This is a genomic window from Salinicola tamaricis, from assembly GCF_003006155.1.
Lineage (GTDB): Bacteria > Pseudomonadota > Gammaproteobacteria > Pseudomonadales > Halomonadaceae > Salinicola > Salinicola tamaricis.
On the sequence record NZ_CP023559.1, the window covers coordinates 3,404,220 to 3,427,810 of the forward strand.

Genomic DNA, 23,591 nt, shown 5'->3' on the forward strand with positions numbered 1-23,591 from the left:
TCGATATCCGTCATCTCTACAAGCGCTATCACAACCACCACGGAGCCAGTGGGTGCTCGAGGACTCAATCTGAGCATCCCTGCCGGGGTCAGCGTCGGCCTGCTGGGGCGCAACGGTGCCGGCAAGTCTACCCTGCTGCGGCTGATCGGCGGCATGGATACCCCGGATCGCGGCGAGATCGTGCGCGCCAGCCGGGTCTCCTGGCCGATCGGCCTGGCCGGCGGCTTCCAGGGCTCGATGACCGGGCGCCAGAACGTCAAGTTCGTCGCCCGGATCCACGGCGCCAACGACGAGATCGAGGAGATCATCGCGGCGGTGGAGAGCTTCGCCGACATCGGCCGCGCCTTCGACGAGCCGATCAAGACCTACTCATCGGGGATGCGCTCGCGGCTCGCCTTCGGGCTGTCGTTGGCCTTCGACTTCGATGTCTACCTCTCCGACGAGGCCACGGCGGTGGGCGACCGCCACTTCAAGCAGAAGGCGAGCGAGGCGTTCAAGGCGCGCATCGGCCGCGCCAGCCTGATCATGGTCTCCCACGGCGAGGGCGTGCTGCGCGAGTTCTGCCAGGCCGGGATTCTGCTCGACCGCGGCCGCGCGTTCTGGTTCGACGAGATAGAGGCTGCCATCGAGGCCTATCACAGTGCCGGTGACGGCTACGCACCGCCGCGGCCGGCCGCGCCCCGCAATCTGGAGGAGGCCAAGCGGGCGTTGGCCGAGGCCAATGCGCGCTTCGACGCCGCCCGGGAAGCCCTCGATGCCGCCGGCGACAGCGCCGCGGAAACGGCAGCAATCCCCGAGGAGACCCTGCGCTGGCGCCTCGACGACGCTCGTGAACGGGTCCACGAAGCGCGTCGCCAGGTGCAGCAGTTCACCGCCCGCAAGGGGCGCAAAGGTGGCCCTCGGGGCCAGGAAAGGCCCACGGCCAACAACACGTCCCCCGACAAGACCTCAGCAAAGGCGAAACGGTCATGAAGAAGCCGCTCTCTGTACGCAACTACCTGCACTGGATCTTGTGCTTCGTGGCGATCGCCGGGGTCTCGGCCTACTGGGCGCTATGGGCCAGCGACCGCTATGTCTCCCACGCCAACGTGGTGCTCGAGAGCCCGCAGATCGCCGCCCCCACACTCAGCTTCAGCTCGCTGCTCAGTGGCAGCGGCGCCGCCAATACCGCCGACATGCTGCTGCTGCGTGACTACCTGCGCTCGGTGGACATGCTCAAGCTGCTGATCACCCAGGCCGACTTCCGCCAGCACTACGCCAACGCCGGCGCCGACTTCTTCAGCGCCCTGGACGATGAGAATGCGCCGCTGGAGGCGCTCCACGACTACTACCTCAAGCGGGTCTCGGTGGAGCTCGACGACTATGCCGGCGTGCTGCGCATCGACGTCGAGGCGTTCACCCCGCAGGAGGCGCACCGTATCGCCGAGCTGCTGCTGGAAGATGGCGAGCGCCACATGAACGAGATGGGGCAGCGCCTGGCCCAGGAGCAGGTCAAGTTCCTGGAAAAGCAGGTGACCGTGCTCGAGAAGCAGTTCCAGCAGACCCGCAACGACCTGCTCGACTACCAGAACGTCAACGGCCTGGTCTCGCCCACCGGTACCGTAGAGAGCCTGGAGTCGGTGGTATCGGGGCTGGAGGGGCAACTGGCCATTGCCAAGGCGCGCAAGCGGGCGCTGGCCAGCTATCAGAGCACGCGCTCGCCGGAGATGGTGCGCATCGAGAGCGAGATATCAGCGCTCGACAATCAGATCGTGCAGGAGCGCGAGCGCCTGGCGCGCCAGTCCGGCAATGCCCTCAACCGTATCTCCTCTGAGTACCAGACCCTGCTGCTCAAGGCGCAGTTCGCCCAGGACAGCTACTCCGGCGCGCTGGCGGCGCTGGAGAACACGCGCATCGAAGCGGCACGCAAGCTCAAGCAGGTCTCGGTGCTGCAGGAGCCGACCCTGCCGGAGTACCCCGAACAGCCCGAGCGGCTCTACAACTCGGTGGTGTTCGCGGTGATCGCCCTGTTCCTCACTTTGATTCTCAACATGCTGATTCTGATCGTGAAAGACCATCGCGACTGATGCCTTGTGCGCTCCCGGCGGGTTCCGCCGGCGGGCGTCACGCACCCCCAGGCACCTGAACGGCACCCACAGACAGCGCCTATCGCCACAGACGGCGCCCATGAGAACGAGAACACGACCATGAACGAATCCATCGATACGACCTCTGCCAAGACATTTCTGGTCACCGGCGGCGCCGGCTTCATCGGCTCCGCGGTGATCCGCGAGCTGATCCGCGAGACCCCGCACCGCGTGGTCAACGTCGACAAGCTGACCTATGCCGGCAACCCGGAGTCGCTGGCGCCGATCGATGACAGCGAGCGCTACGAGTTCCGGCTCGGCGATATCTGCGATGCCAAGGTGATGACGCGGCTGTTCCGCGAGCTGGCCCCGGACGTGGTCATGCACCTGGCCGCGGAGAGCCATGTCGACCGCTCCATCGATGGCCCCGCGGCGTTCATCGAGACCAATGTGGTGGGCACCTACACGCTGCTGGAGACGGCGCGCCAGTACTGGAAGGAGCTCAAGACGCGCGATCCGGCCAAGGCGGCGGCGTTCCGCTTTCACCATATCTCCACCGATGAGGTCTACGGCGATCTCCACGGCGTCGACGATCTGTTCACCGAGCGCACCCCTTACGCACCGAGTTCACCCTATTCGGCCAGCAAGGCGAGCTCCGACCACCTGGTGCGGGCATGGCAGCGCACCTTCGACCTGCCCACGCTGGTCACCAATTGCTCCAACAACTACGGGCCCTATCACTTCCCCGAGAAGCTGATCCCGCTGACCATCCTCAACGCCCTCGCCGGACGCCCGCTGCCGGTCTATGGCGATGGCCTGCAGGTGCGCGACTGGCTCTACGTCGAGGACCACGCGCGGGCGCTGATCCAGGTCGCGACCGAAGGCGCGGTGGGCGAGACCTACAACATCGGTGGGCACAACGAGAAGACCAACATCGAGGTGGTGCGCACGATCTGCGCGCTGCTCGAGGAGCTGGCACCGATCAAGCCGGCGGGGGTGACGCACTACGCGGATCTGATCACCTTCGTCAGCGATCGCCCCGGGCATGACCAGCGCTACGCCATCGATGCCAGCAAGATCCAGCGTGAGCTGGGCTGGCAGCCGCGCGAAACCTTCGACAGTGGGCTGCGCAAGACGGTGCGCTGGTTCCTCGACAACGAGGTCTGGTGGCGGCGGGTCCAGAACGGCAGCTATCAGGGCGAACGCCTGGGGGAGACCGCATGACACTGCTGATTCTGGGGGGCAGCGGCCAGGTCGGTTTCGAGTTGCGCCGGCAGTTGGCCCCGCTGGGCGAGATCGTCGCCCCGAGCCGGGCCGAGCTCGATCTGATGAGCGCGGCCAAGGTCGCCGCGGCCCTCGATACCCTGAGGCCGACGGTGATCGTCAACGCCGCCGCCTGGACTGCGGTCGACGCCGCCGAAAAAGAGCGAGCCGCGGCGCAGCGGCTCAATGCCGAGCTGCCGGCGCAGCTGGCGGACTTCGCCGCGGGCGGTGGCTGCGAACTGCTGCACTACAGCTCCGACTACGTCTATCCCGGCAGCGGCGAGGCTCCCTGGCAGGAGACCAGCGCCACCGGCCCGCTCGGCCACTACGGCGCGACCAAACTGGCCGGCGACGAGGCGCTGCTGACCACCGCACCGGAGGCGCTGATCCTGCGCACCAGTTGGGTCTATGCCGCCCGTGGGCGCAATTTCCTCGACACCATGCTGCGTTGGGCGCCGAGCGCGAACGGCTCGGCGTGGTCGCCGACCAGATCGGTGCGCCGACCCCGGCGCGGCTGATCGCCACGCTGTCGCTGCTGGCGCTGCGGGCGCGCCTGGCCGGGCAACTCCCGGGCGGGGTCTACCACCTGGCTACCCGCGGCGAGACCAGTTGGCACGGTTTCGCCTGCGAGATCTTCGCCCAGGCCCGTGCCCGCGGCGTGCCCCTGGCGCTGGCCGACGACCAGGCGGTGGGTGCCATCGCCACCGCCGACTACCGACGCCAGCCCGGCGTCCGCTCAATTCGCGCCTGGCGCTCGACAAGCTGGAGCGCGCGCTCGGTGTGCGTCTGCCGGACTGGCGCACGCAGCTGGCGCTGACGCTCGACGAGCGCCTGGGCTGAGGCGACGCGCGTTTCCTTCCGCTCTTTTCGATGCCGCTGACCCCGGCGTCACGCTGGCACCGGCGTCACGGTGCGATCCAACGATTCGTCGGCCATACCGACAGGGAGTTCTACCATGGCACGCAAGGGCATCATTCTCGCCGGCGGTTCCGGCACGCGGCTGCACCCGATCACGCAGGGTATCTCCAAGCAGCTGCTGCCGGTCTATGACAAGCCGATGATCTACTACCCGATCTCGGTGCTGATGCTGGCCGGCATCCGCGACATCCTGATCATCTCGACCCCGGACGACCTGCCCCAGTACCGCAACTTGCTGGGTGACGGCGAGCAGTTCGGGGTGCGCTTCGACTACGCCGTGCAGCCCTCGCCGGACGGTCTGGCGCAGGCATTCCTGATCGGCGAGACCTTCATCGGCGACGACCCGGTGTGTCTGGTGCTCGGCGACAACCTGTTCCACGGTCAGCACTTCTCGGATCAGTTGAAGCGCGCCTCGGCGCGGGAGCGCGGTGCCACCGTGTTCGGCTATCTGGTCAAGGACCCGGAGCGCTTCGGCGTGGTCGAGTTCGATGCCGACGGCCGGGCGCTATCGATCGAGGAGAAGCCGATCCGGCCGCGCTCGCCCTACGCGGTGACCGGTCTCTACTTCTACGACAACGACATCGTCGAGATCGCCAAGAGCGTCAAGCCCTCGGCCCGCGGCGAACTCGAGATCACCTGCGTCAACAACGCCTATCTCGAGCGCGGCGATCTACAGGTCGAACGTCTCGGCCGCGGCTTCGCCTGGCTGGATACCGGCACCCACGACAGCCTGCTCGAAGCGGGGCAGTACGTGCAGACCATCGAACACCGTCAGGGGCTGAAGGTGGCCTGCCTCGAAGAGATCGCCTGGAACCAGGGCTGGATCGACGAGCGCCAGCTGGCGGCGCGCGCCGAGGCGTTGAAGAAGACCGGCTATGGCCAGTATCTGATGCAGCGTTTGCAGGACGCACAGCCGGGTTCGGTGGCTTAGCTGCCAGGTCCGCTCCCGACAACCGAAAGCCGAGTTCGGCGCCCCAGGACCCGAGAGCCGATCGCGGGGCCTACGCCGGAGCGTCGTTCACCGATCGCCATCCATCGATGGCCATCCATATAGAAGAGGGGAGTGCGCACCATGATCTACGAGCGCCTGGCGATTCCCGATGTCGTGCTGATGACGCCGCAGGTATTCGGCGACTCACGCGGCTTCTTTCTCGAATCCTTCCGCCATAGCGAGTTCGTGACCCACTGCGGCGACTACCGCTTCGTGCAGGACAACCACAGCTGCTCGGGCCGCGGCATCCTGCGCGGCCTGCACTATCAGCTCGAGCATCCCCAGGGCAAGCTGGTCCGCGTCACCCGCGGCGAGGTGTTCGATGTCGCGGTGGATCTACGCCGCAGCTCGCCCACCTTCGGGCGCTGGGTCGGGGCGCTGCTGAGCGCCGACAACAAGCAGCAGCTATGGGTGCCGCCGGGCTTCGCCCACGGCTTCTACGTCACCACCGAGGTGGCGGAGTTCCAGTACAAGTGTACCGACTACTACGCCCCCGGCGACGAGTATGGCCTGGCCTGGAACGATCCGGCGCTGGCCATCGACTGGCCGCTGGTGGAGGCCGCGCCGGTGCTCTCGGCCAAGGATGCCGAGGCCAGCTCGCTCGCCGAAGCGCCCACCTTCGCCTGATCTGTCGGGCCCATGTCGCCTCTATGCCCTCACAACATGCCCTCACCACGCCGCCCATCACGCGGACCGCTACGTTGCGGTTGGTGGGCCTGTTGGCAGGGAGGCGCTTTCCCGAGGCTCCTGCACGACCGCCTGGTCTGGGCATCTTTGCTGAACGTCTTTCCTGAACGCCTTTCCTGAACGTCTTTCTTGAACGTCTCTGCTGACCGTCTTACCCGCGCCTTGCGCACTTTTCCAAGAGGATGCATGTCGATGAAAATTACCGTATTCGGCACCGGCTACGTTGGCCTGGTGACCGGCGCCTGTCTCGCCGACGTGGGCCACAGCGTGGTCTGTGTGGATATCGACGAAGACAAGATCGCGCGCCTGCGCCGCGGCGAGATCCCGATTTACGAGCCCGGGCTGGAGTCGATGGTGCTGCGCAATGTCGAAGCCGAGCGGCTCGCCTTCACCACCGATGCCGCCGAGGCGGTGCGCCACGGGGTGTTGCAGTTCATCGCCGTGGGCACGCCGCCGGATGAGGATGGCAGCGCCGACCTGCAGTACGTGCTGGCGGTGGCTGCGACCATTGGCCACCACATGGAGGAGTACAAGGTGGTGGTCGACAAGTCGACCGTACCGGTGGGTACCGCCGACCGCGTACAGGCGCGTATCAGCGGCGTGCTCGCCGAACGCGGCGTCGATCTGGCGTTCGACGTCTGCTCCAATCCGGAGTTTTTGAAAGAGGGCTCGGCGCTGGAGGACTTCACCCGCGGCGCGCGGATCGTGGTCGGGTCGGCTTCGCCCCGGGTCGACGAGCTGATGCGCGAGTGCTACGCCCCCTATAACCGCAACCACGAGAAGATGATGTTCATGAGCGTGCGCGCGGCGGAGCTGACCAAGTACGCCGCCAACGCCATGCTGGCGACCAAGATCAGCTTCATGAACGAGATCGCCAATCTGGCCGAGCGCCTGGGGGCGGATATCGAGGACGTGCGCCGCGGCATCGGCTCCGACCCGCGCATCGGCTATCACTTCATCTATCCCGGCTGCGGCTATGGGGGCTCCTGCTTCCCCAAGGACGTGCAGGCGCTGTCGCGCACTGCGGCCAAGGTGGGCTACAACGCCGAGCTGCTGGAGGCGGTGGAGGCGGTCAACCGACGCCAGAAGACGACCCTGCTCGACAAGCTCTCCGCAGCGTTCGGTGGCGACTTGCAGGGCAAGACCATCGCCCTTTGGGGGCTTGCCTTCAAGCCGGAAACCGATGATATGCGTGATGCGCCCAGCCGCACGCTGATGGCGTCGCTGTGGGCGGCCGGGGCGGTGGTGCAGGCCTACGATCCGGAAGCGATGCGCGAGTGCCGGCGGATCTACGGCGAGCGCGATGACCTGGTCCTGGTTGCCGATCGGGTGCAGGCGGTCAGGAAGGCCGATGCGCTGGTAATCTGCACCGAGTGGAAGGAGTTCCGCACCCTGGACGCGGCCTGGATTCGCGATCAGCTGCGCCATCCGGTGGTGGTCGATGGCCGCAACCTCTACGACCCGGAGGTCATGCGTGCCGCGGGTATCGACTACTACGCGGTCGGGCGGGGCAAGACGCTCGCCGAGGTGACGGCATGAGCGGGGCCCGCGTCGGCGGGCCCCTTTGGCTCTGCACGAAAACTACCTGCGCCGGCAATACGGCGTCTTCTCATCTGACGAGTGTGAGTTCGCCTGATCCACACTTCGCGGATATCGATGAGTAAAACCATCTTCTACTCGAACGGGGGCGAGATTATTCTGGAAGCCATGAAATAGCACCTCTCCTTGATGGCGGAAATGCCACTTGGGTGAATGACGAGAACAAGCGATTATCGGTTGCCGATCGAACATTCAGAATGCCATGGCCTGTTGCTGTGGGAATGCATGGCATCGGATAGGCGTCATCCCTGAGTGAACATGTTCGGCATGTTGCAGAAGTCGCCAAGAAAATATTTTTCAGTAACAGTTGTCGCAGCCCGTGTCTAGAACAATTGCTGGAAAAGTACCAGGGGTAGCTGGCGGCGAGCAGGTGAGCCTTACATGACGGTCTGAATACGAAGCGATGACGGCGCCATCGACGTGTTGTCGCCAAGCGCTTGCCTGTCGTTTGGGTTTTGTTTTCAAGTATATGATTTTATGGATTTTTTTACCCCTGGGGTCATGTGGCGTATGGGCCAGCGGCGATTGGCAAGTGATGACTCGCGGCTGAAACCAGCGCCAGGATACGCGCATCGGATCTTTTATTTCCCTGATGTCTCGACGGATGCGCGCCTCACCAATGGCCAGTCGGTGGCGACTTATTGGGCGACGTTATCCAGGAGATGCAAGGTGGAAACGGTGATCGGTTGTGGGCCGCGGCGCTGACGAGTGGCGGAATACAAGATTCATCGAAGCAGGTCGACCGATGATATTGCTGATGTCATGACTGCGCGATGAGATGACGGTATTCGATGTCCGTAAAATGAAGCGGCTTGGCGTTCATGGAATATCTCTCTCGGTAACGAAACTTTTATTTCTGCAGTGGGCGTGTCTTTTCTAGCGCAGTGAAGCTGCCTTTATTAACGCAGAGCCGTATCAGTAAAACCAGCAGCCAGAGTTTGATGAAGCTCATCGCCGTGACGCTGTGAATAGCGGTCCGGCGGGGATCGAACGACGACGCACCATTTGGGCGACGCCAAGGGGATAGTTCATGCAAGCCAAGAGTCGGGCACTCCACGACTTCGGATCGACCTTTCTCGGCCCGGCACTCCACTGCTACGCGGCGTCCATCGAGGCCGAGGTGGAAGGGCACCTGCCGGTCTGTCTGGCGCGGGAGGGGTGGTGCTTCTATCGGCTGCTGCAGCGCCTCGAGCGGGCCTCGCTGATCTCGCTGCCGCATGCGCCGATCTACCTGCGCGTCTCTCGCACGCTGCTGTTCCGCGCCATGCTCGGCGACCCCGCGATCATGCCGATGGCACTGGGCAACGATTTCAGTGGCAGCGTGCTCGACCTGATGCGCAAGCGCTTCGGCCTGCAACTGCACGAGATTTTCTCCACGCTACCGATCGAGCTGCTGCGTTTCACCTGTGAGCTGCCGCGCGATCAGGCGCTGGTACAGCAGTGGCTGGCGCCGCACATGGCGGGGCTGGCCCGGCTGGTGGAACCGACCCGCGAGGCGCTGCGCGCCTACCTGACGCAGTGCGGGCTCGACGACCCCGACAGGCGCCCGCTGATGCTCGACCTGGGCTACTCGGGAACGATCCAGAAGGTGCTCACGCATGTGCTGGGGCGCGATACCTCAGGGCTCTACTTCATCGCTACCAAGCCGGGTGACGCTGCGGTGGGGACCCATCATGCCCATCTGAAGGGCGTCTTCCACGAGGGCGTGGGCTGGCGCAATGGCTGCGTGATGCTCGAACCGCTCGCTGCTGTTCGAGTCACTGCTGACCGCGCCCCACGGCCAGATGGTCGATATCCGCCAGAAACACGATGGCGGCTTCGAGTACTTCTACGGCCGTGAGGCCGCCACCCAGCGCCACTTCCAGGATCTCAAGATGGTCTTCGATGGCGCGATCGACCATGTCATCGACTGCCGCCGCCACGGCGTGAGCTACACCCGGCGCGACGTCCAGGACCTCTACGAGGTGTTCGCCACGCGGCCCAACTGCATTCCGCACGACGTCTGGCACCTGTTCAGCGTCGATGACGACATTACCGGCAACGGCATCATCAATCCGATGCAAATGTTCGCGATCTGAACCAGGGCAAGGGACATCTCATGAAACCAGAGGGAAAAGTGACGGCGCTGTTGCCATGGCTGTTCCAGGCACATCTGCTGGGACGCGCGCGCCGGCGGCAGTCCGTTCTCGAGGATCCGGAGCAGGCAGCCGAATCGCCGGCGCCGGACCCGGTGCTGGTCGACATGGCGGCGGCGATGGCCAGTGGTGATGTGGTCCCGGTGGACGCGGTGGCTGCCACCCGCGCCGAGGAGGCCGCAGCGCTGACCGAGCGCCAGCCGGCCAACGAGGAGCTGCCGCTGGGCCAGGCCGGCGGCGACGGCCACGCCGCGCTGATCAGCCAGGCCTTCATCGATGCGCTGAGCACCGGGCTGTTCGATCCCAAGTGGTATCAGTCCACCTATGGCCTGCGTTTCGCCACTCAGCGCGAAGCCTTCGACGACTATCTGCGCAAGTCGCGCTTCGCGCCGGTGAACCCGTCGCCGCGCTTCGACAGCGAGACCTATCACCGCATGTACATGGACGTGTTCCACGCCCAGCAGAGCCCGCTGCAGCACTATCTGCTGCACGGTCGCGGCGAGGGACGCCAGCACGTGCCGGCGACGGTGCGCTGGTACCCGCGCGAGGTGGTGACGCCCAGCGTGGTGCTGGGGGAGGCGGCGTCGACGCTCAAGGTGGCGCTGTGCCTGCACGTCTTCTATGCCGATTTCCTCGACCGCTTCGCCGAGGCGATCGCGCGCTTCCCGATCGAGGTGGACGTGTTCCTGACGCTGGCGGCAGCGGAGCACGAGGAGAAGGCACAGGCGGCGTTCGCCGAACACCCTCGGGTGCGCGCGCTGCACACCCGGGTCGTGCCCAATCGTGGACGCAACTTCGGCCCGATGCTGGTGGAGTTCGGCCCGCAGCTGGGTGAGTACGACCTGCTGTGCCACCTGCACTCGAAGAAGTCGCTCTACTCCGGCAAGGAGCAGACCCAGTGGGCGGAGTATCTGATCGAGTATCTGCTGCGCGATGTCTCGGTGATCACGCGCCTGCTCAACGCCTTCGCCGAAGACGAGAGCCTGGGACTCTACTATCCGACCACCTTCTGGATGATGCCGGCCTGGGTCAATCACCAGACCATGAACAAGGGTTTCATGCAGACGTGGCAGCGCGAGCTGGGGCTGGGACCGATCCCCGATTTCCTCAGCTATCCCGCCGGCGGCATGTTCTGGGCACGCCCGCAGGCTCTGCATGGCGTGATCGACCGCGGCTGGGCCTACGACGATTTTCCGCCAGAGCCGCTGCCCAACGATAACTCGATGCTGCACGCGCTGGAGCGGGTGCTTGGCCCGCTGGTCGAGCACCGAGGCTTCCGTCAGCTCTTCTTCTATCCCCCGACCGGTCAGTTCACCACCGATTCGGGCTACATCACCGCCAGCTATCACGGGCGGCTGAGTAACCACCTGGCGAGTATCCAGGCTCACTCCTACATCAGCTTCGATGTCTTCGACACTCTGGTGCGGCGCGAATACATGGTGGCCGACTACGCCAAGCTCAAGCTCGGCAAGCGGCTCGCCGAGCAGGGACGGGTCGCCTCGGCGCGCGCCTTCGTCAAGCTGCGTAACGAGACCGAGGCGAGCCTGCGCCAACGCGCCAATTTCCAGGGTGACGTCGACATCGTGGCGATCTACGACGAGCTCGCCGAGCGCCTGGAGGTCTCGCCGGCTCAGGCCCAGGCGTGGATGCGCCAGGAGTTCGAACTCGATCTGGAGATGATCCGGCCCAAGGACGAGATGGTCGAGCTGTTCAACCATCTGGCGGCCTCCGGCCACGTGCTGTGGGTGATCTCGGATACCTATTACACCCGCGATCAGGTCGGCCTGATGCTGCGCAAGGCCGGCGTCTCCGCGGCTTACCGGCTGATGGTGTCGAGCGCGGAGCAGGCGCGCAAGGACAACGGCAGCCTCTGGCACAAGGTCAAGCAGGACCTGGCCGCCGAGGGTGTCCAGCGCCATCTGCACATCGGCGACAACGTGGTCGCGGACGCCCAGATGCCGGGCGACCTGGGACTGGCGACCTTCCATATCCTGCACCCCCGCGACAAGTGGCGCGCGCTCGGCTTCCCCGAGGTGCTCATCGGTGACGAGGCGCTGGACGAGGGCGAGATCCTCAAGTGGGGCCGACTGATCAGTGAAGTCGGCCGCAACCCTTTCATCGGTGAGTGACGACCGCGGGCCGGGGCGACCCGGCACGACGGTGGACGGAGGTTCATGGTTGAGATGATGGCACGCAGAGACCCGGCGCTGAGCTACCGCCTTGCGATGGTGGCGATCGTCAAGAACGAGCACGACTACCTGCCCGAGTGGGTCGCCTACCACCGCATGATCGGCGTCGAGCACTTCTATATCGCCGACAACGGCAGCGATGACGGCACCGATCTGCTGCTGGCGAGTTGGCAGCGGCTGGGTCTGGTGACCACCTGCAGCTGGACGCCGGAGGACAAGGCGCAGACCAGCTGGTACGCGCACGTCCTGGAGACCTGGGGGCGCGAGGCGGAGTTCATGGCGTTTCTCGACGCCGACGAGTTCCTGGTCCTCCCCACTGCGACCGGCCGCTGGAGTGGCTGGCTCCGATACTGGCGCCGGCGGATGTGGGCGCGGTGGCGATCAACTGGCGCATCTTCGGCTCCTCGCACATGCAGCGGCGCCAGCCCGGCGGCGTGCTGGAGCGGTTCACCCGGGCCAGCGTCGAGGCGCATGCCGTCAACTGCCACTTCAAGTCGATCGTCAGGCCGCAGCGGGTCAAGGCGATGACCGCGCATGCGGCGACCCTGGAGCCTGGCTATCGCTACGTCAGCGCCAACGGCGATCCGGTGACGTTCCTCGACGATCAGCCGCGCTCCGGGCGGACCCGGGAGGTTATCGCCACGCCGCTGAAGATCTATCACTACAACATCAAGTCGCGCCAGGAGTTCATCGATACCAAGCTCAACCGCGGGCGTGCCAACATGCCCGCCGGTAATACCCGCGACATGCAGTATTTTCGCAATCACGACCTCAACCAGGAGTGCCTTGGCTTCTCGTCGGAGCTGCTGGCGCGCCTGCGCGAGGAGATCCGGCTGCTGCTGCCGGTGATGACTCCGCCGCCGCCGCCGCGCTTCTTCGTGCATATCCCCAAGACCGCCGGTACCAGCTTTCGCCTGGGTGCCCGTCACCAGCTGGGCAGCCAGGGCGTGTGGCACGATTACGGCGAGAAACAGCGCGAAACTGCCCCCGAGGTGGCGCTGTGGGCGCACCAGCGGCGTGACAGCTGGCAGCTCTGGCAGTGTCTGCGCGAGCGCCAGGTGTGCCTGCTGGCAGGCCATGTGGGCATGGACAAGTACGGCCATCTGGCCGGCCTGCGCGATAGCTTCACCTTCGTGCGCGAGCCGCTGCAGCGGATCGCGTCGGAGTATCACCACTTCGTGCGCCACCACCAGTACCGCGACAGTTTCCAGACCTTCTACCGCCGCCAGGACATGATCAACCGCCAGGCGCGTTTTCTCGAGTCGACGCGGCTCGAAGCGCTGGGAATGGTCGGCATCACCGAGCGCTATGCCGATTCGCTGGCGCTGATCAACGACCGCTACGGCTGGCAGATACCGGGTCTGGCGGAGAATCTGGGCCACGACTCGGTGAGCCACGTCTATTCCATCGACACCATCGATGAGGCCGCGCTACGCGAACTCAACGCGTGCGACTTCAGCCTCTATGAGCAGGCCCTGGCGCTGTTCGAGACGCGCCTGGCGCTGTGGCGCGAGGGCCGACCCTACGCCCATGGCGGCATTCAGCAGTGCCAGCAGGACCGCGTGGTGGGTGGGGTGGGCCGGGGGCGGTCGACGACTACCGGTCGGTCGAGTGGAGGTGCGCGTCAACGATGAGCGCGTTGGCTGCTGCGTGGCCAGCGGGCTGCGGGGGCTTTCTGCGCTGGGGCGCGCCGCGCGCCGCCCAGGTCGGGTTTCATCTGCCGCTCAAGGCGGCCCCCGGTGACCGTGTGGAGTGCCGTGTATTGCTGACCGGGCAGTCGCTGGGGCGCTGTCAGATCGCGGTCGATGAACGCCTGTCTCAGGCGCTGGCGCCGTGATGCTGCGCCCGCTGAGCTCGCCCGCGCCGCTGGCGCCGGTACCGGCCTCCTGGGGTTGGCTCAAGCGCGCCACGCGTCTGGTCTGCCAGCCGCGGCTGCTGCCGCTGTCCGGGCTCGAGGCACTGGCACCGGCGTCGCGCCACGCCTGGCGGGCGCTCGACGATGACCCCCAGTTCCTGTGGCGGCGACAATTGCCGCTGCCCGGCTGGCACATGCTCGAAGTACGTCTGGATCACGCTGGCGCCAGCGCCGCGGTCAAGCTCTATTTCGATACCGGCGACGGCTTCGACGAGGCGCACAGCCTCTATCTGGCGCTGCGCGCCGGGCGCGTCTCCAAGCGGCTGTGCTATATCCCACCGACCCTGCGCGCGATCCGCTTCGATCCGCTGGAGAGCGCCGGGGAGTTCAGCGTCGAGCATCTGCGCCTGGTCTGGCTGACCCCGGGGTTTGCCCATGAGCGGCTCGCCCAGCGGTTGACCAACCTGCATCCGGACTGGCTGCAGACCCCTCGGCAGCAGCTGATCGCGGCACTCAAGCAGCGTGCGAGCGAGCGCGGGGTGGCGTGGCGCGAGCTGGCGCTGGCGCAATACGAGGCGACCTTCGCCCGGACCTGCCCCAGCGCCAGCTACCGGGCCTGGCTCGATCGCCACCCCACGCCGGCGGCGGCGGAGATCGCCGCGCGTCTGGCCGCCTTCGACTGGACCCCGACGATCTCGATCCTGCTGCCGACGCATGACACCGAGCCCGCCTATCTGACGCGCTGTCTCGACTCGGTGCTCGCGCAGAGCTACCCCCACTGGCAGCTGTGCATCGCCGACGACGCCTCGCGGGACCCGCAGGTGATGCGAACGCTGTCGCGCTACGCCGCGGCGGATACGCGCATCGCGCTGGTACGGCGGGAGCACAACGGGCATATCTGCGCCGCCAGCAACAGCGCCCTCGAGCAGGCCCGGGGCGAGTTCGTGGCGCTGCTCGACCACGATGACGAGCTGGCCCGGGATGCGCTCTTTCATGTGGTCGAGGCGCTGCAGCGCCAGCCCGATGCCGAGGTGCTCTACAGTGACGAGGACAAGATCGACGAACGCGGCGAGCGCTTCGATCCCCACTTCAAGCCGGCATGGAACCCGGATCTGCTGCTGGGCCAGAACTATCTATCGCATCTGAGCGTCTACCGCACCGCTCGGGTGCGGGCGCTAGGCGGGTTCCGCCTCGGCCTGGAAGGGAGCCAGGATCATGACCTGGCGTTGCGCTGCACCCGCGGGCTGAGCGCCGAACGCATCGTACATATTCCTCTGGTGCTGTATCACTGGCGGGCCGCCGGTACCTCGACCGCCGGCGCGGCCGCGGCCAAGTCTTATACCGGCGCCGCCGGGCTGCGCGCGGTGCGTGAGCATCTGGCCATCGAGACCCCCGCGGTGCGGGTCGAGGCGGGGCGTTTTCCCAATACCTATCGGATTCACTGGCCGTTGCCGCAGCCGGCACCGCTGGTCAGCCTGCTGGTGCCGACCCGCGATCGGGTCGAGATCCTCGAACCCTGCGTGAGGGCGCTGCTGGAGCGCACTGACTATCCCAACCTCGAGCTGCTGATCCTCGACAACGACTCGCGCGATCCCGCCACCCTCGACTTCTTTACCGCGATCGCCGCCGACCCGCGGGTGCGGGTGCTGCGCTGTCCGGGGCCGTTCAACTACTCGGCGCTCAACAATGTCGGTGCGGCCCAGGCCCGCGGGGCGCTGCTGGCTCTGGTCAACAACGATATCGAGCCGATGCATCCGGAGTGGCTCACGGAGATGGTCGCCCATGCCTGTCGCCCCGAGATCGGTTGCGTCGGCGCCAAGCTCTACTACCCCAACGGCACCATTCAGCATGCCGGTGTGGTACTTGGCGTGGGCGGTGTGGCGGGGCATGCGCACAAGTACTTCAGCGGGCATCAGCCGGGCTACTTCTCGCGCCTGCACCTGGCCCAGAACTACTCCGCGGTGACCGCCGCCTGTCTGGTGGTGCGCCGCGAGATATTCACCGCCGTCGGCGGCCTCGACGCGGCCCACCTGGCAGTGGCGTTCAACGATGTCGATTTCTGCCTGCGGGTACGTGACGCCGGTTATCGCAACCTGTGGACGCCGTTTGCCGAGCTCTACCACCACGAATCGGTTTCGCGCGGCAGCGATGACACCCAGGCCAAACGCGCGCGGGCGGCCAGCGAAGCTCAGTACATGCGCCGCCGCTGGGGGCAAGGCTGTTCACCGATCCGGCTTACCACCAGCACCTGACCCTGACCCACGAGGATTTTTCGCTGCGCTGAGCCGGGCCACCCAGGTGGCCGAGAAGGCGTGCGAATGCCGTGTCTTCTTTACGCCGAGACGACGTCGATCCGGGTCGTCGCCGCTGATCTTTCCACCCTGACGACAGGAAGCCGAACATGCATACCGAGTTCACCGCCATCACCATGGTCAGAGGCGAGGAGGACGTGGTCTATGCCGCCTGCCTGCACCACCTGCGCCTGGGGTTCGACCGCCTGGTCGTGCTCAGCCATGTCGAGCACACCTTCCTGCGCGAATGCGTGGCGCGGCTGCGGGCGCAATTCCCCGAGCGTGAAATCGGCTTCATCGAGATCGAGGACGAGCAGGGCTTCTCCAAGCGCAAGGCCGACTATATCCAGGGGGCGCTGGAGATCTATCTCAAGCGTGACTGCCACAACGTGGTCTATGGCTTCGACGCCGACGAGTTCCTGACCTTCAACCATGGGCGGGGGGTGAAAGCGTTCTTCGATGCCTTCTGCCAGCGCTTCCCCGGCGAGGAGAACCTCAAGCGCTTCTACTTCCGCGTGCCCTGGATCAACGTGATCTGCAAGACCCCGATTCCGCCCCAGCCCGATCTCCACGGGCGATTGCTGGATGCCGAGTACTGGTCGCTGGGTGAGCAGGCATCGGATACCAAGGCGCTGTGTCTCTACCGCCAATCCCACCGCCTGCACATGGGCTACCACTGGCTGATGGCCAAGAGCGACCAGAGCGTGCTCGAGCCGGATGCCGAGGCGACCGCCTTTGCCCGCGAGTGGGAGGCGTGCGTCTACCACCTGCCGCTGCGCAACGTCGAGCAGTTCTTCGCGCGTATCGGCAACTACGTCGCCAGCGCCGCCAAGCAGGAGAAGCACAACCGGCTGAGCCGCTTCTTCCTCGACAACCCGCACGTCAATCGCCAGCACTTCTTCGAGATGTGCGTGGCGCCGGAGCCGAGCTTCAAGGATTACGACGAACTCAAGCACCACCTGGGCGCGGGAATCGACGAGATGGTGCTGATGGCCTTCACCAAGCTGATGGTCAAGCCGCGCCTGGACATTGGCCGCGCGCTGCTCGCGCCGCCGGCCTGAACCGCGACCGGCGTGGCCACTGCCTAACTCGCAGCGTCAACGCCAATCCGAGAGGGGACCCGATCATGCGCTATCCACGCTGGGTGGTACTGAGCGATGGCAGTTGCCCGACCGAGGACATCTATTTCCTGGGGTCGGCGGCACCCTGGCTGCAGGCTCGGGGCGTCGAGGTCAGGCGTATCGATACCAGCTACTGGCGTCTGCCGATCATGTGCATGCCGTGGCTGGTGGGAGAGATGCGCCATGCCCATGTCCTGGTCTGCCGTTCGCTCAACACTTACTGGCTCTCCTGGCTGGAGGCCAATCGCGAGCGTCTGGCGACGGTCCGCTACCTGATCGACGACGATATCCCCGCGGCAGCCGAGGACCCGCGTCTGCCGGCGAGCTATCGCCGGCGCATGCGCCATGTCGCCACGCAGCTGCAGCCGCGGCTGTTCGCCCTGGCCGACGAGGTGATCGCCAGCAGCGCCGCGCTGGGCCAGCAGCTGAGTCGCCATCATCCGGCGGTGGCGGTACTGACCCCGCCGCTGATCGGCGAACCGCTGGCGACCATGCCGCCGCCGGCGCTGACGCGCATCGGCTTCTACGGTTCGCGCGCGCACCTAGGTGATCTCGAGGCGATCACGCCGGCGCTGGTAGCACTGCACCAACGCCATACCGATCTCTCCTTCGAGATCATGCTTGGCGAGCACACGCCGCGGGCACTGCAGGGGCTCGCCCGGGTGCAGACGCCGCGGGCGTTGAACTGGCGCGCCTTTCAGCGCTACCGCGGGCAGCATAGTGCGGACATCGGCCTGACACCGATGGTCGACACGCCGTTCAATGCCGGCAAGTCGCACATCAAGTTTCTCGATAACGCGCTGATGGGGAGCGTGGGTATCTACAGCCGCTGCTCGCCCTACCGCGACGTGGTCGAGGATGGTGTCGACGGGCTGCTGGTGGATAACGCCGAGGTGGACTGGCGCGAGGCCGTCGAGCGACTGGTACAGCAGCCCGGCGAGGCCCGAGCGATGGCTCGCCGCGCTGCACACAAGGCGCGTGAACTCGGCGACCCGGCGCGGGCGCGGGCGTTCTGGTGGGCGCGACGCTGACACGCCAAGGCTGGCGCTGAGTGGAGTATCAGAAGAGACCGCCCGCCCGGGGAGACTCGGGCGGGCGGTGGGCGTTTTGGGGCGGATGGCAGCGGCGTGCAAGGTCGCCGGCGCGGTTCAGGAGGCGACGCGGGCGTGGGAAGCGTGAAGCAGGCGCTCGATCGGCGAGATGTTGGCGGTGAGCCGCTCGGCGGCTTCCATGACGGCGCGATCGCGGCCGGCGCTGGCGTGGAAGTCGCCCTCGATCTGGGTGGCGTGGATCAGCACCCGCCGGAAGGCCTGGTAGAGATCGGCCTCGGGCGCGCGCGGATAGCGCCAGAACAGCTCCAGATCGTCGTTCGCCGCCAGCCCCGGCAGACAGTAGTGGGCGTCGCTGAGGGCGAATAGCGGACAGCCTTCGGCCAGGGCCAGGTGAGCTTCGGGTTCGCCCTGGCCGACCCAGCCACTGGCGTGGGGTAGCAGTCGCGGTAGCTGCATGGGGTCGAGAAAGCCGAGACGCTCTCCCAGTGCCAGACGCCGTGCCAGGCGTGCCAACCAGCGGCGGGGGGGATGTCGATGGCGATCGGCTGCGGTCGGCAGCAGCAACAACCGGCAGCGGGCCGGGGCGACGCGGGCGAAGCCGGCGATCACGCGCTCGAGGTGGCGGCGCTGAGGAGCCTGATCGTCACGTCCCAACTGGCCGCCGCTGGAGAGAATGAAAAAGGGCCCCAGGTCGAGCTCAGTGGCACTTGCCCCGGGGACTGTCGGCGATGGTGTCATGGGCCAGATGGGGGGCCGCTGGCCGGTCACTTGCGTTCCGCTCGTGGCGCGCGCCGCGGGGGCAGCCGTGCGCCCAGCCGGTAGAGCGCCGGCAGCAACGGGGCCAGAGTGCCGGGCGCTGGCCATACGACCGCTGCGGCCGGCTCGCTGAGCCCCTCGGCGGCGGCGTGGAACCACCAGGGGTCGCGTGGCAGCAGCGAGCGTGCGCCGCTACCTTCACGCTCCAGCGTGATGCGGCCCGGGCCCAGATAGCCGTGCTCGAAGAGGTGATTGCGGATGCCGTAGCGCCGTGCGAGCGCAACCGCCAGACCGTGCGCGGGCGTGTGCATCTGGAACAGCACCTGGTCGGTCACGTGGTGCTGACGCCACAGCTCGCCGAGCACGTGGGGCAGCATCGCCAGGGGATGACGGAAGGTCAGCGCGTCGGGGTGGTGCCAGTAGAGGCGCTCACCGAGATGGAAGTGCAACTTGACCACGCGATGCCCATCGTCCAGCAGGCGCTGAGCCAATTGGCTGAAGAAAGGAGAGGCGGGGGCCTTCCAGGAACAGATAGGTGCGTTGGGGAAAGAACATGGCGGCGTGTCCGGCGTGTCAGTGCCGGTGTGCGCATGCCCGTGATGATGCCCGTTATGAGCGCGCGGGAAGGCGATGCCGGCGGGGTCTTCTGACTCTAGCGACGGCGTTGCGCCGTGGCATGACCCGATCGCATGAATCTGACGCTGGCTTATGTCAGCGTTTTCGCTTCCCCCGGGCCGAGATATCTCAGTCCGGTAGGGCGCTGGCGGTGGGGCCCGGGAAAAGAAGAGGGCGCTAAACTGTCGGGGCCGAAACGCCAGGCGCCCCATGCAGGGATGGGGCGCCGGGTATTCCATGGCGCCCGGCCCGTGGTGATGGGCCGGCGCGCGGTCGCTCAGTTGGCGGGGGGCTTCTGCATCAGTTGGGCGTAGTCGAGCAGGATCTGCGAGGTCTCCTGCAGCTCGGCGCGGTCGATCGGCTCGACGTCGTCGGCCTTGTCGGCTTTACCTTCCTGCTTGCCTTGTCGTCCTTGGCGCTCTTATCGTTCTTGGCGCCACTGTCACTGGCGTCCGACTGGCCGTCGTCGGGCGTGGAGCGATCGCGGGCGTCGACCCAGCTCGTCAGCGGTTCCAGGCCCAGCGCGCGACGACGCTGGTTCTCCAGCGCCAGTTGCTCGGTCTCCTGAGCCTCCATCTCGCGTTTACGCTGCTCGGCGTTGAGGCTGATGCTGGTCTGTTGTTCGCGCAGACGCTTGATCAACTGAGCCTGCTTTTCCAGATAGACGAAGTCCGGATCGTTGGCGACACGTTTGTCATGGCGATCCTGCAGGCTCTCCAGGTAGCGCCAGGGCTGGCCGTAGAGCCGGTACTGCACCGGACGCACGCGGTCCCAGGGCAGGGCGTTGTCGAGGGCGCTTTCACCGATTTCGTCGGGGTCGATCAGGCTGGGGAAGAGAATGTCGGGCTCGACGCCGCGGTTCTGGGTGCTCTCGCCGGAGATACGGTAGAACTTGGCGCGGGTGAGCTTGATCTGGCCGTGGCTCAGATCGCTCAGGGTCTGCACCGTGCCCTTGCCGAAGGTGCGGCTGCCGATCACCAGGCCGCGGCCGTAATCCTGGATCGCGCCGGCGAAGATCTCCGAGGCCGAAGCGGAGAGGCGATTGACCAGCACCGCTAACGGGCCGTCGTAGGCGACGCCGGCATCGGTATCGCCATACAGATTGATGCGGCCGCGGGCGTCGCGCACCTGCACCGTGGGGCCGCGGTCGATGAACAGCCCGATCATCGAGTTGGCCTCCTGCAGGGCGCCGCCGCCGTCGTTGCGCAGGTCGAGCACGATGCCCTCGACGTTCTGTGCCTTGAGCTTGGCGATCTCCTTGGCGACGTCGCGGGTGGTGCTGCGATAGTCGGTCTCACCCGCCTGCCAGGCGTCGAAGTCGACGTAGAAGGCAGGCACGGTGATGATGCCGATCTTGTGGGTTTGACCGTCGCGCTGGATCTCCTCGACCTTGCTGTGGGCAGCCTGATCCTCGAGTTTGACCGTGTCGCGAACGATTTTGACCTGCTGGGTGCGGGTGACGTCGACCGCCTTGGCCGGAATGATGTCGAGGCGCACGGTGGAGCCCTTGGCCCCGCGAATCAGCTCGACCACCTGATCCAGACGCATGCCGACCACATTGACCATGTCGCCGTCGTTACCCTGACCGACCGCGACGATGCGATCCGCCGGCTGCAGCACGCCGCTCTTGTCCGCCGGTCCGCCGGGGACCAGGCTGGAAACCTTGACGTATTCGCCGTCGTTCTGGAGCAGCGCGCCGATCCCCTCGAGCGACAGCCGCATCTGGATATCGAACGACTCTCCCTGCTGCGGCGAGAGATACTCGGTATGCGGGTCGACGGTGCCGGTGACCGCGGCCATCAGCAGCACCAGCACGTCTTCGGCGTTGGTCTGACGCACTCGGTTGAGCTGGTTGGTGTAGCGATCGTGCAGCGTCTTGGATCTGCTCCGGCGTCTGGTCGTTGAGCGACAGCGTCAGTGCGGCGTTCTCGAGGCGTTTGCTCCACAGCGCGTCGAGCGACGCCTCGCTGCCGGCCCAGGGCGAGTCCTTGCGGTCGAGCGCCAGGCGCTCGTTGCCGGTATAGGTGTAGTCGATGCCTTGATCGACCCGCGCCACCAACCACTGCAGGCGTGCTTCGACACGGTCCTGATAACGTGAATAGAAGGCATAGACGCGGTCCAGATCGCCATCCTCGACGGCGTCATCGAGCGTGGTGTCGAGGTCGCTGAAGTCGTCGACGTCGCGCTGCAGCAGATAGGCGCGCTGATCGTCGAGCACGTCGAGCAGGCGCTTGAAGGCGCGCTTCGACCAGGCATTGTCGAGGGTGACTTCGGCATAGGAGCCGTACTGGATCGCCTCCGCCACTTCCGTCGCCGCCTGGCGCTGTGCATCGGTTGGGGTAGGACCGGCCAGCGCCACGACGCTCCATGCCAGCAGTAGCAAACACATGGCCGCGTGCCGAGCGGCGACAGTCAGGGTTATCAATGAAGCACTCCCGGTTTCCTGTACACTCTGTTCCCTTTAAGACTACCGGCTGTTCCCTTTCAGACCACCGGATCCATGAATCTTTTCAGGTCCAAAATCCATTGTAGCAGTCGTATCGACTGCCGACCGACCGCCGTTCGAGGAACCTCATGTCCGACCCCGTCGCCGCCGATGCCATTTCCGACACTGCGCTCGCCAACAACGCCGTTATCGATCGTCTGATCGATTTCCTCGCCCGTTCGCCTTCGCCCTGGCACGCCACGGCCAATCTCGTCGAGCGTCTCGAAGACGCCGGCTATCGTCGACTGCGCGAGACCGACAGCTGGCAGCTGGCGCCGGGCGACAAGGTCTATGTCACGCGCAACGACAGCTCGCTGATTGCGCTGCAGCTTCCGGCCACGCCGCTGCGGGCGCTGCGCATGGTCGGGGCGCATACCGACAGTCCGGCGCTCAGACTCAAGCCGCAGCCGGCGGTGGTCAACAAGGGGTGGCTGCAGCTGGGCGTGCAGGTCTACGGTGGGGCACTGCTGGCGCCCTGGTTCGACCGTGATCTGGGACTCTCCGGCCGGGTGCATGTTCGTCGAGCCGACGGTCGACTGCAAGGGTTATTGATCAATGTTTCCGAACCCGTGGCGATCATCCCCAGTCTGGCGATTCATCTCGATCGTGAGGCCAACAGCGGCCGCGCCATGAATGCCCAGACCCAGATGGCGCCGGTGTTTCTGCAGGGTGGCCAGGCAGAGGACGTGACGCGCCTGCTGCAGCAGTGGATCGCCGCCGAGCACGGCATCCAGGACGCCGAGATCGTCGACTTCGAACTGGGCTTCCATGACGTGCAGCCACCGGCGCGGGTCGGGGTCGCGGGGGAGCTTTTGGCCAGCGCCCGGCTCGACAATCTGCTCTCCTGCTTCATCGGCCTCGAGGCGCTGCTCGGCTGCGATGGCAGCCAGGGGGCGGTACTGGTCGCCAACGATCATGAGGAGGTCGGCAGCGCCAGCGCCTGCGGCGCTCAGGGGCCGTTTCTGGCCGATGTGCTGCGCCGGGTCAATGCGGCGCTGGGCGAGGCGGGTGACGAGGGCTTCGTGCGCCTGATCCAGCGCTCGCTGATGATCTCCTGCGACAACGCCCACGCGCTGCACCCCAACTTCGCCGACAAGCACGACCCCCACCATGGGCCGGCGATCAACGCCGGCCCGGTGATCAAGGTCAACGCCAGCCAGCGCTACGCCACCAACAGCGCGACCGCCGCGCTGTTCCACGATCTCTGCCGCGAGGCCGAGGTGCCGGTGCAGCAGTTCGTGACGCGTGCCGACATGGGCTGCGGCAGCACCATCGGGCCGATCACCGCCACCGAGCTGGGTGTGCCCACGATCGATGTCGGCGTGCCGCAGTGGGGCATGCACTCGATCCGCGAGACCGCCGGCACCCGCGACCCGGGCTATCTGATTCGGGCGCTGATCGCGTTCTACAATCGGGCGACGCTAGACCCGGCGCACGACGCCTAAGGGTTGTACGACACTAGGGCTTGTACGAAAAGAGAAGCCTCTTAGGGCCCATTCCCGATGCTCTGACGAGGGGGCGCGGGGGCCGGGCAAAGCGAGGGTCCTTTGCCAGGGATGACAAAGATA

The 23,591-nt window shown here is 66.1% G+C and carries 18 protein-coding genes and 2 pseudogenes; 16 read left to right on the plus strand and 4 right to left on the minus strand.

Going from position 1 to position 23,591, the window contains the following annotated elements; translation table 11 throughout:
* Positions 1-48: 48 nt before the first annotated feature.
* The 15 genes and pseudogenes from CN538_RS15620 to CN538_RS15690 all read left to right on the plus strand — a co-directional run bounded on the left by CN538_RS15620 (position 49) and on the right by CN538_RS15690 (position 18,146).
* On the plus strand, positions 49-972 hold the full coding sequence (locus CN538_RS15620) for an ABC transporter ATP-binding protein (RefSeq protein WP_242495244.1): 924 nt from the start codon (positions 49-51) through the stop codon (positions 970-972).
* Positions 969-2,066 (plus strand): KpsE/RkpR family capsule polysaccharide export protein, encoded by a 1,098-nt coding sequence (locus tag CN538_RS15625; RefSeq protein ID WP_106420037.1) that lies wholly within the window; start codon positions 969-971, stop codon positions 2,064-2,066. The genes CN538_RS15620 and CN538_RS15625 overlap by 4 nt, the downstream gene beginning before the upstream one ends.
* Before the next feature lie 120 nt (positions 2,067-2,186).
* Positions 2,187-3,290, plus strand: coding sequence for a dTDP-glucose 4,6-dehydratase (gene rfbB, locus CN538_RS15630; protein ID WP_106420038.1), 1,104 nt, complete (start codon positions 2,187-2,189; stop codon positions 3,288-3,290).
* Positions 3,287-4,146: pseudogene (gene rfbD / locus CN538_RS15635) on the plus strand (dTDP-4-dehydrorhamnose reductase). Before rfbB ends, rfbD begins: the two are co-directional and overlap by 4 nt.
* A gap of 138 nt (positions 4,147-4,284) precedes the next feature.
* Positions 4,285-5,178 (plus strand): glucose-1-phosphate thymidylyltransferase RfbA, encoded by an 894-nt coding sequence (gene rfbA, locus CN538_RS15640; RefSeq protein WP_106420039.1) that lies wholly within the window; start codon positions 4,285-4,287, stop codon positions 5,176-5,178.
* Between the two features lie 141 nt (positions 5,179-5,319).
* Positions 5,320-5,865 (plus strand): dTDP-4-dehydrorhamnose 3,5-epimerase, encoded by a 546-nt coding sequence (gene rfbC / locus CN538_RS15645; protein WP_106420675.1) that lies wholly within the window; start codon positions 5,320-5,322, stop codon positions 5,863-5,865.
* 252 nt (positions 5,866-6,117) lie between these two features.
* Positions 6,118-7,464, plus strand: a complete 1,347-nt coding sequence (locus CN538_RS15650) for a UDP-glucose dehydrogenase family protein (protein WP_106420676.1) — start codon at positions 6,118-6,120, stop codon at positions 7,462-7,464.
* 1,090 nt (positions 7,465-8,554) lie between these two features.
* Complete coding sequence (locus CN538_RS15655; RefSeq protein WP_207233534.1) at positions 8,555-9,364, plus strand: hypothetical protein; 810 nt, start codon at positions 8,555-8,557, stop codon at positions 9,362-9,364.
* The gene (locus CN538_RS21295) at positions 9,309-9,602 is read left to right on the plus strand and encodes a hypothetical protein (protein WP_207233535.1); all 294 of its coding nucleotides are present in this window, start codon (positions 9,309-9,311) and stop codon (positions 9,600-9,602) included. Before CN538_RS15655 ends, CN538_RS21295 begins: the two co-directional genes overlap by 56 nt.
* Positions 9,603-9,622: 20 nt before the next feature.
* Positions 9,623-11,788 carry a rhamnan synthesis F family protein gene (locus CN538_RS15660; RefSeq protein ID WP_207233536.1) on the plus strand — a complete coding sequence of 722 codons (2,166 nt, stop codon included), beginning with the start codon at positions 9,623-9,625 and terminating at the stop codon, positions 11,786-11,788.
* Positions 11,789-11,842: 54 nt separating this feature from the next.
* Positions 11,843-12,376, plus strand: coding sequence for a glycosyltransferase family 2 protein (locus CN538_RS23320; protein ID WP_164999630.1), 534 nt, complete (start codon positions 11,843-11,845; stop codon positions 12,374-12,376).
* Between the two features lie 1,102 nt (positions 12,377-13,478).
* Complete coding sequence (locus tag CN538_RS15675; protein WP_106420042.1) at positions 13,479-13,685, plus strand: hypothetical protein; 207 nt, start codon at positions 13,479-13,481, stop codon at positions 13,683-13,685.
* Complete coding sequence (locus tag CN538_RS15680) at positions 13,685-15,955, plus strand: glycosyltransferase family 2 protein (protein WP_106420043.1); 2,271 nt, start codon at positions 13,685-13,687, stop codon at positions 15,953-15,955. Before CN538_RS15675 ends, CN538_RS15680 begins: the two co-directional genes overlap by 1 nt.
* A 149-nt stretch (positions 15,956-16,104) precedes the next feature.
* Entirely contained in the window at positions 16,105-17,055 is a 951-nt protein-coding gene (locus tag CN538_RS15685) for a glycosyltransferase family 2 protein (RefSeq protein WP_106420044.1), read from the plus strand.
* A 65-nt stretch (positions 17,056-17,120) separates the two neighbouring features.
* Positions 17,121-18,146: a glycosyltransferase family protein gene (locus CN538_RS15690; RefSeq protein WP_106420045.1), complete on the plus strand. Its 1,026-nt coding sequence runs from the start codon at positions 17,121-17,123 to the stop codon at positions 18,144-18,146.
* A 117-nt stretch (positions 18,147-18,263) separates the two neighbouring features.
* On the opposite strand, the gene CN538_RS15695 is transcribed toward CN538_RS15690, so the two are convergent.
* From CN538_RS15695 to CN538_RS26455, 4 genes and pseudogenes are all read right to left on the minus strand, one after another.
* Positions 18,264-18,905, minus strand: a complete 642-nt coding sequence (locus CN538_RS15695) for a capsular polysaccharide export protein, LipB/KpsS family (RefSeq protein WP_164999631.1) — start codon at positions 18,903-18,905, stop codon at positions 18,264-18,266.
* Between the two features lie 26 nt (positions 18,906-18,931).
* Positions 18,932-19,381 carry a capsular polysaccharide export protein, LipB/KpsS family gene (locus CN538_RS20475; RefSeq protein WP_164999632.1) on the minus strand — a complete coding sequence of 150 codons (450 nt, stop codon included), beginning with the start codon at positions 19,379-19,381 and terminating at the stop codon, positions 18,932-18,934.
* Positions 19,382-19,838: 457 nt separating this feature from the next.
* Positions 19,839-21,338, minus strand: a complete 1,500-nt coding sequence (locus CN538_RS15705; RefSeq protein ID WP_422917589.1) for a carboxy terminal-processing peptidase — start codon at positions 21,336-21,338, stop codon at positions 19,839-19,841.
* 6 nt (positions 21,339-21,344) lie between these two features.
* A pseudogene (locus CN538_RS26455) lies at positions 21,345-21,927 on the minus strand (carboxy terminal-processing peptidase); the annotation flags it as partial.
* A 185-nt stretch (positions 21,928-22,112) separates the two neighbouring features.
* Here CN538_RS26455 and CN538_RS15710 point away from each other — a divergent pair.
* Entirely contained in the window at positions 22,113-23,468 is a 1,356-nt protein-coding gene (locus CN538_RS15710; RefSeq protein ID WP_106420048.1) for a M18 family aminopeptidase, read from the plus strand.
* Positions 23,469-23,591 lie beyond the last annotated feature (123 nt).

Bases quoted from the DNA above. Each gene is read 5' to 3' on its own strand.
- CN538_RS15625 (WP_106420037.1), top strand. From the start codon at position 969: ATGAAGAAGCCGCTCTCTGTACGCAACTACCTGCACTGGATCTTGTGC.
- rfbB (WP_106420038.1), top strand. From the start codon at position 2,187: ATGAACGAATCCATCGATACGACCTCTGCCAAGACATTTCTGGTCACC.
- rfbA (WP_106420039.1), top strand. From the start codon at position 4,285: ATGGCACGCAAGGGCATCATTCTCGCCGGCGGTTCCGGCACGCGGCTG.
- rfbC (WP_106420675.1), top strand. From the start codon at position 5,320: ATGATCTACGAGCGCCTGGCGATTCCCGATGTCGTGCTGATGACGCCG.
- CN538_RS15650 (WP_106420676.1), top strand. From the start codon at position 6,118: ATGAAAATTACCGTATTCGGCACCGGCTACGTTGGCCTGGTGACCGGC.
- CN538_RS15655 (WP_207233534.1), top strand. From the start codon at position 8,555: ATGCAAGCCAAGAGTCGGGCACTCCACGACTTCGGATCGACCTTTCTC.
- CN538_RS21295 (WP_207233535.1), top strand. From the start codon at position 9,309: ATGGTCGATATCCGCCAGAAACACGATGGCGGCTTCGAGTACTTCTAC.
- CN538_RS15660 (WP_207233536.1), top strand. From the start codon at position 9,623: ATGAAACCAGAGGGAAAAGTGACGGCGCTGTTGCCATGGCTGTTCCAG.
- CN538_RS23320 (WP_164999630.1), top strand. From the start codon at position 11,843: ATGATGGCACGCAGAGACCCGGCGCTGAGCTACCGCCTTGCGATGGTG.
- CN538_RS15675 (WP_106420042.1), top strand. From the start codon at position 13,479: ATGAGCGCGTTGGCTGCTGCGTGGCCAGCGGGCTGCGGGGGCTTTCTG.
- CN538_RS15680 (WP_106420043.1), top strand. From the start codon at position 13,685: ATGCTGCGCCCGCTGAGCTCGCCCGCGCCGCTGGCGCCGGTACCGGCC.
- CN538_RS15685 (WP_106420044.1), top strand. From the start codon at position 16,105: ATGCATACCGAGTTCACCGCCATCACCATGGTCAGAGGCGAGGAGGAC.
- CN538_RS15690 (WP_106420045.1), top strand. From the start codon at position 17,121: ATGCGCTATCCACGCTGGGTGGTACTGAGCGATGGCAGTTGCCCGACC.
- CN538_RS15695 (WP_164999631.1), bottom strand. From the start codon at position 18,905: ATGACACCATCGCCGACAGTCCCCGGGGCAAGTGCCACTGAGCTCGAC.
- CN538_RS15705 (WP_422917589.1), bottom strand. From the start codon at position 21,338: ATGGCCGCGGTCACCGGCACCGTCGACCCGCATACCGAGTATCTCTCG.
- CN538_RS15710 (WP_106420048.1), top strand. From the start codon at position 22,113: ATGTCCGACCCCGTCGCCGCCGATGCCATTTCCGACACTGCGCTCGCC.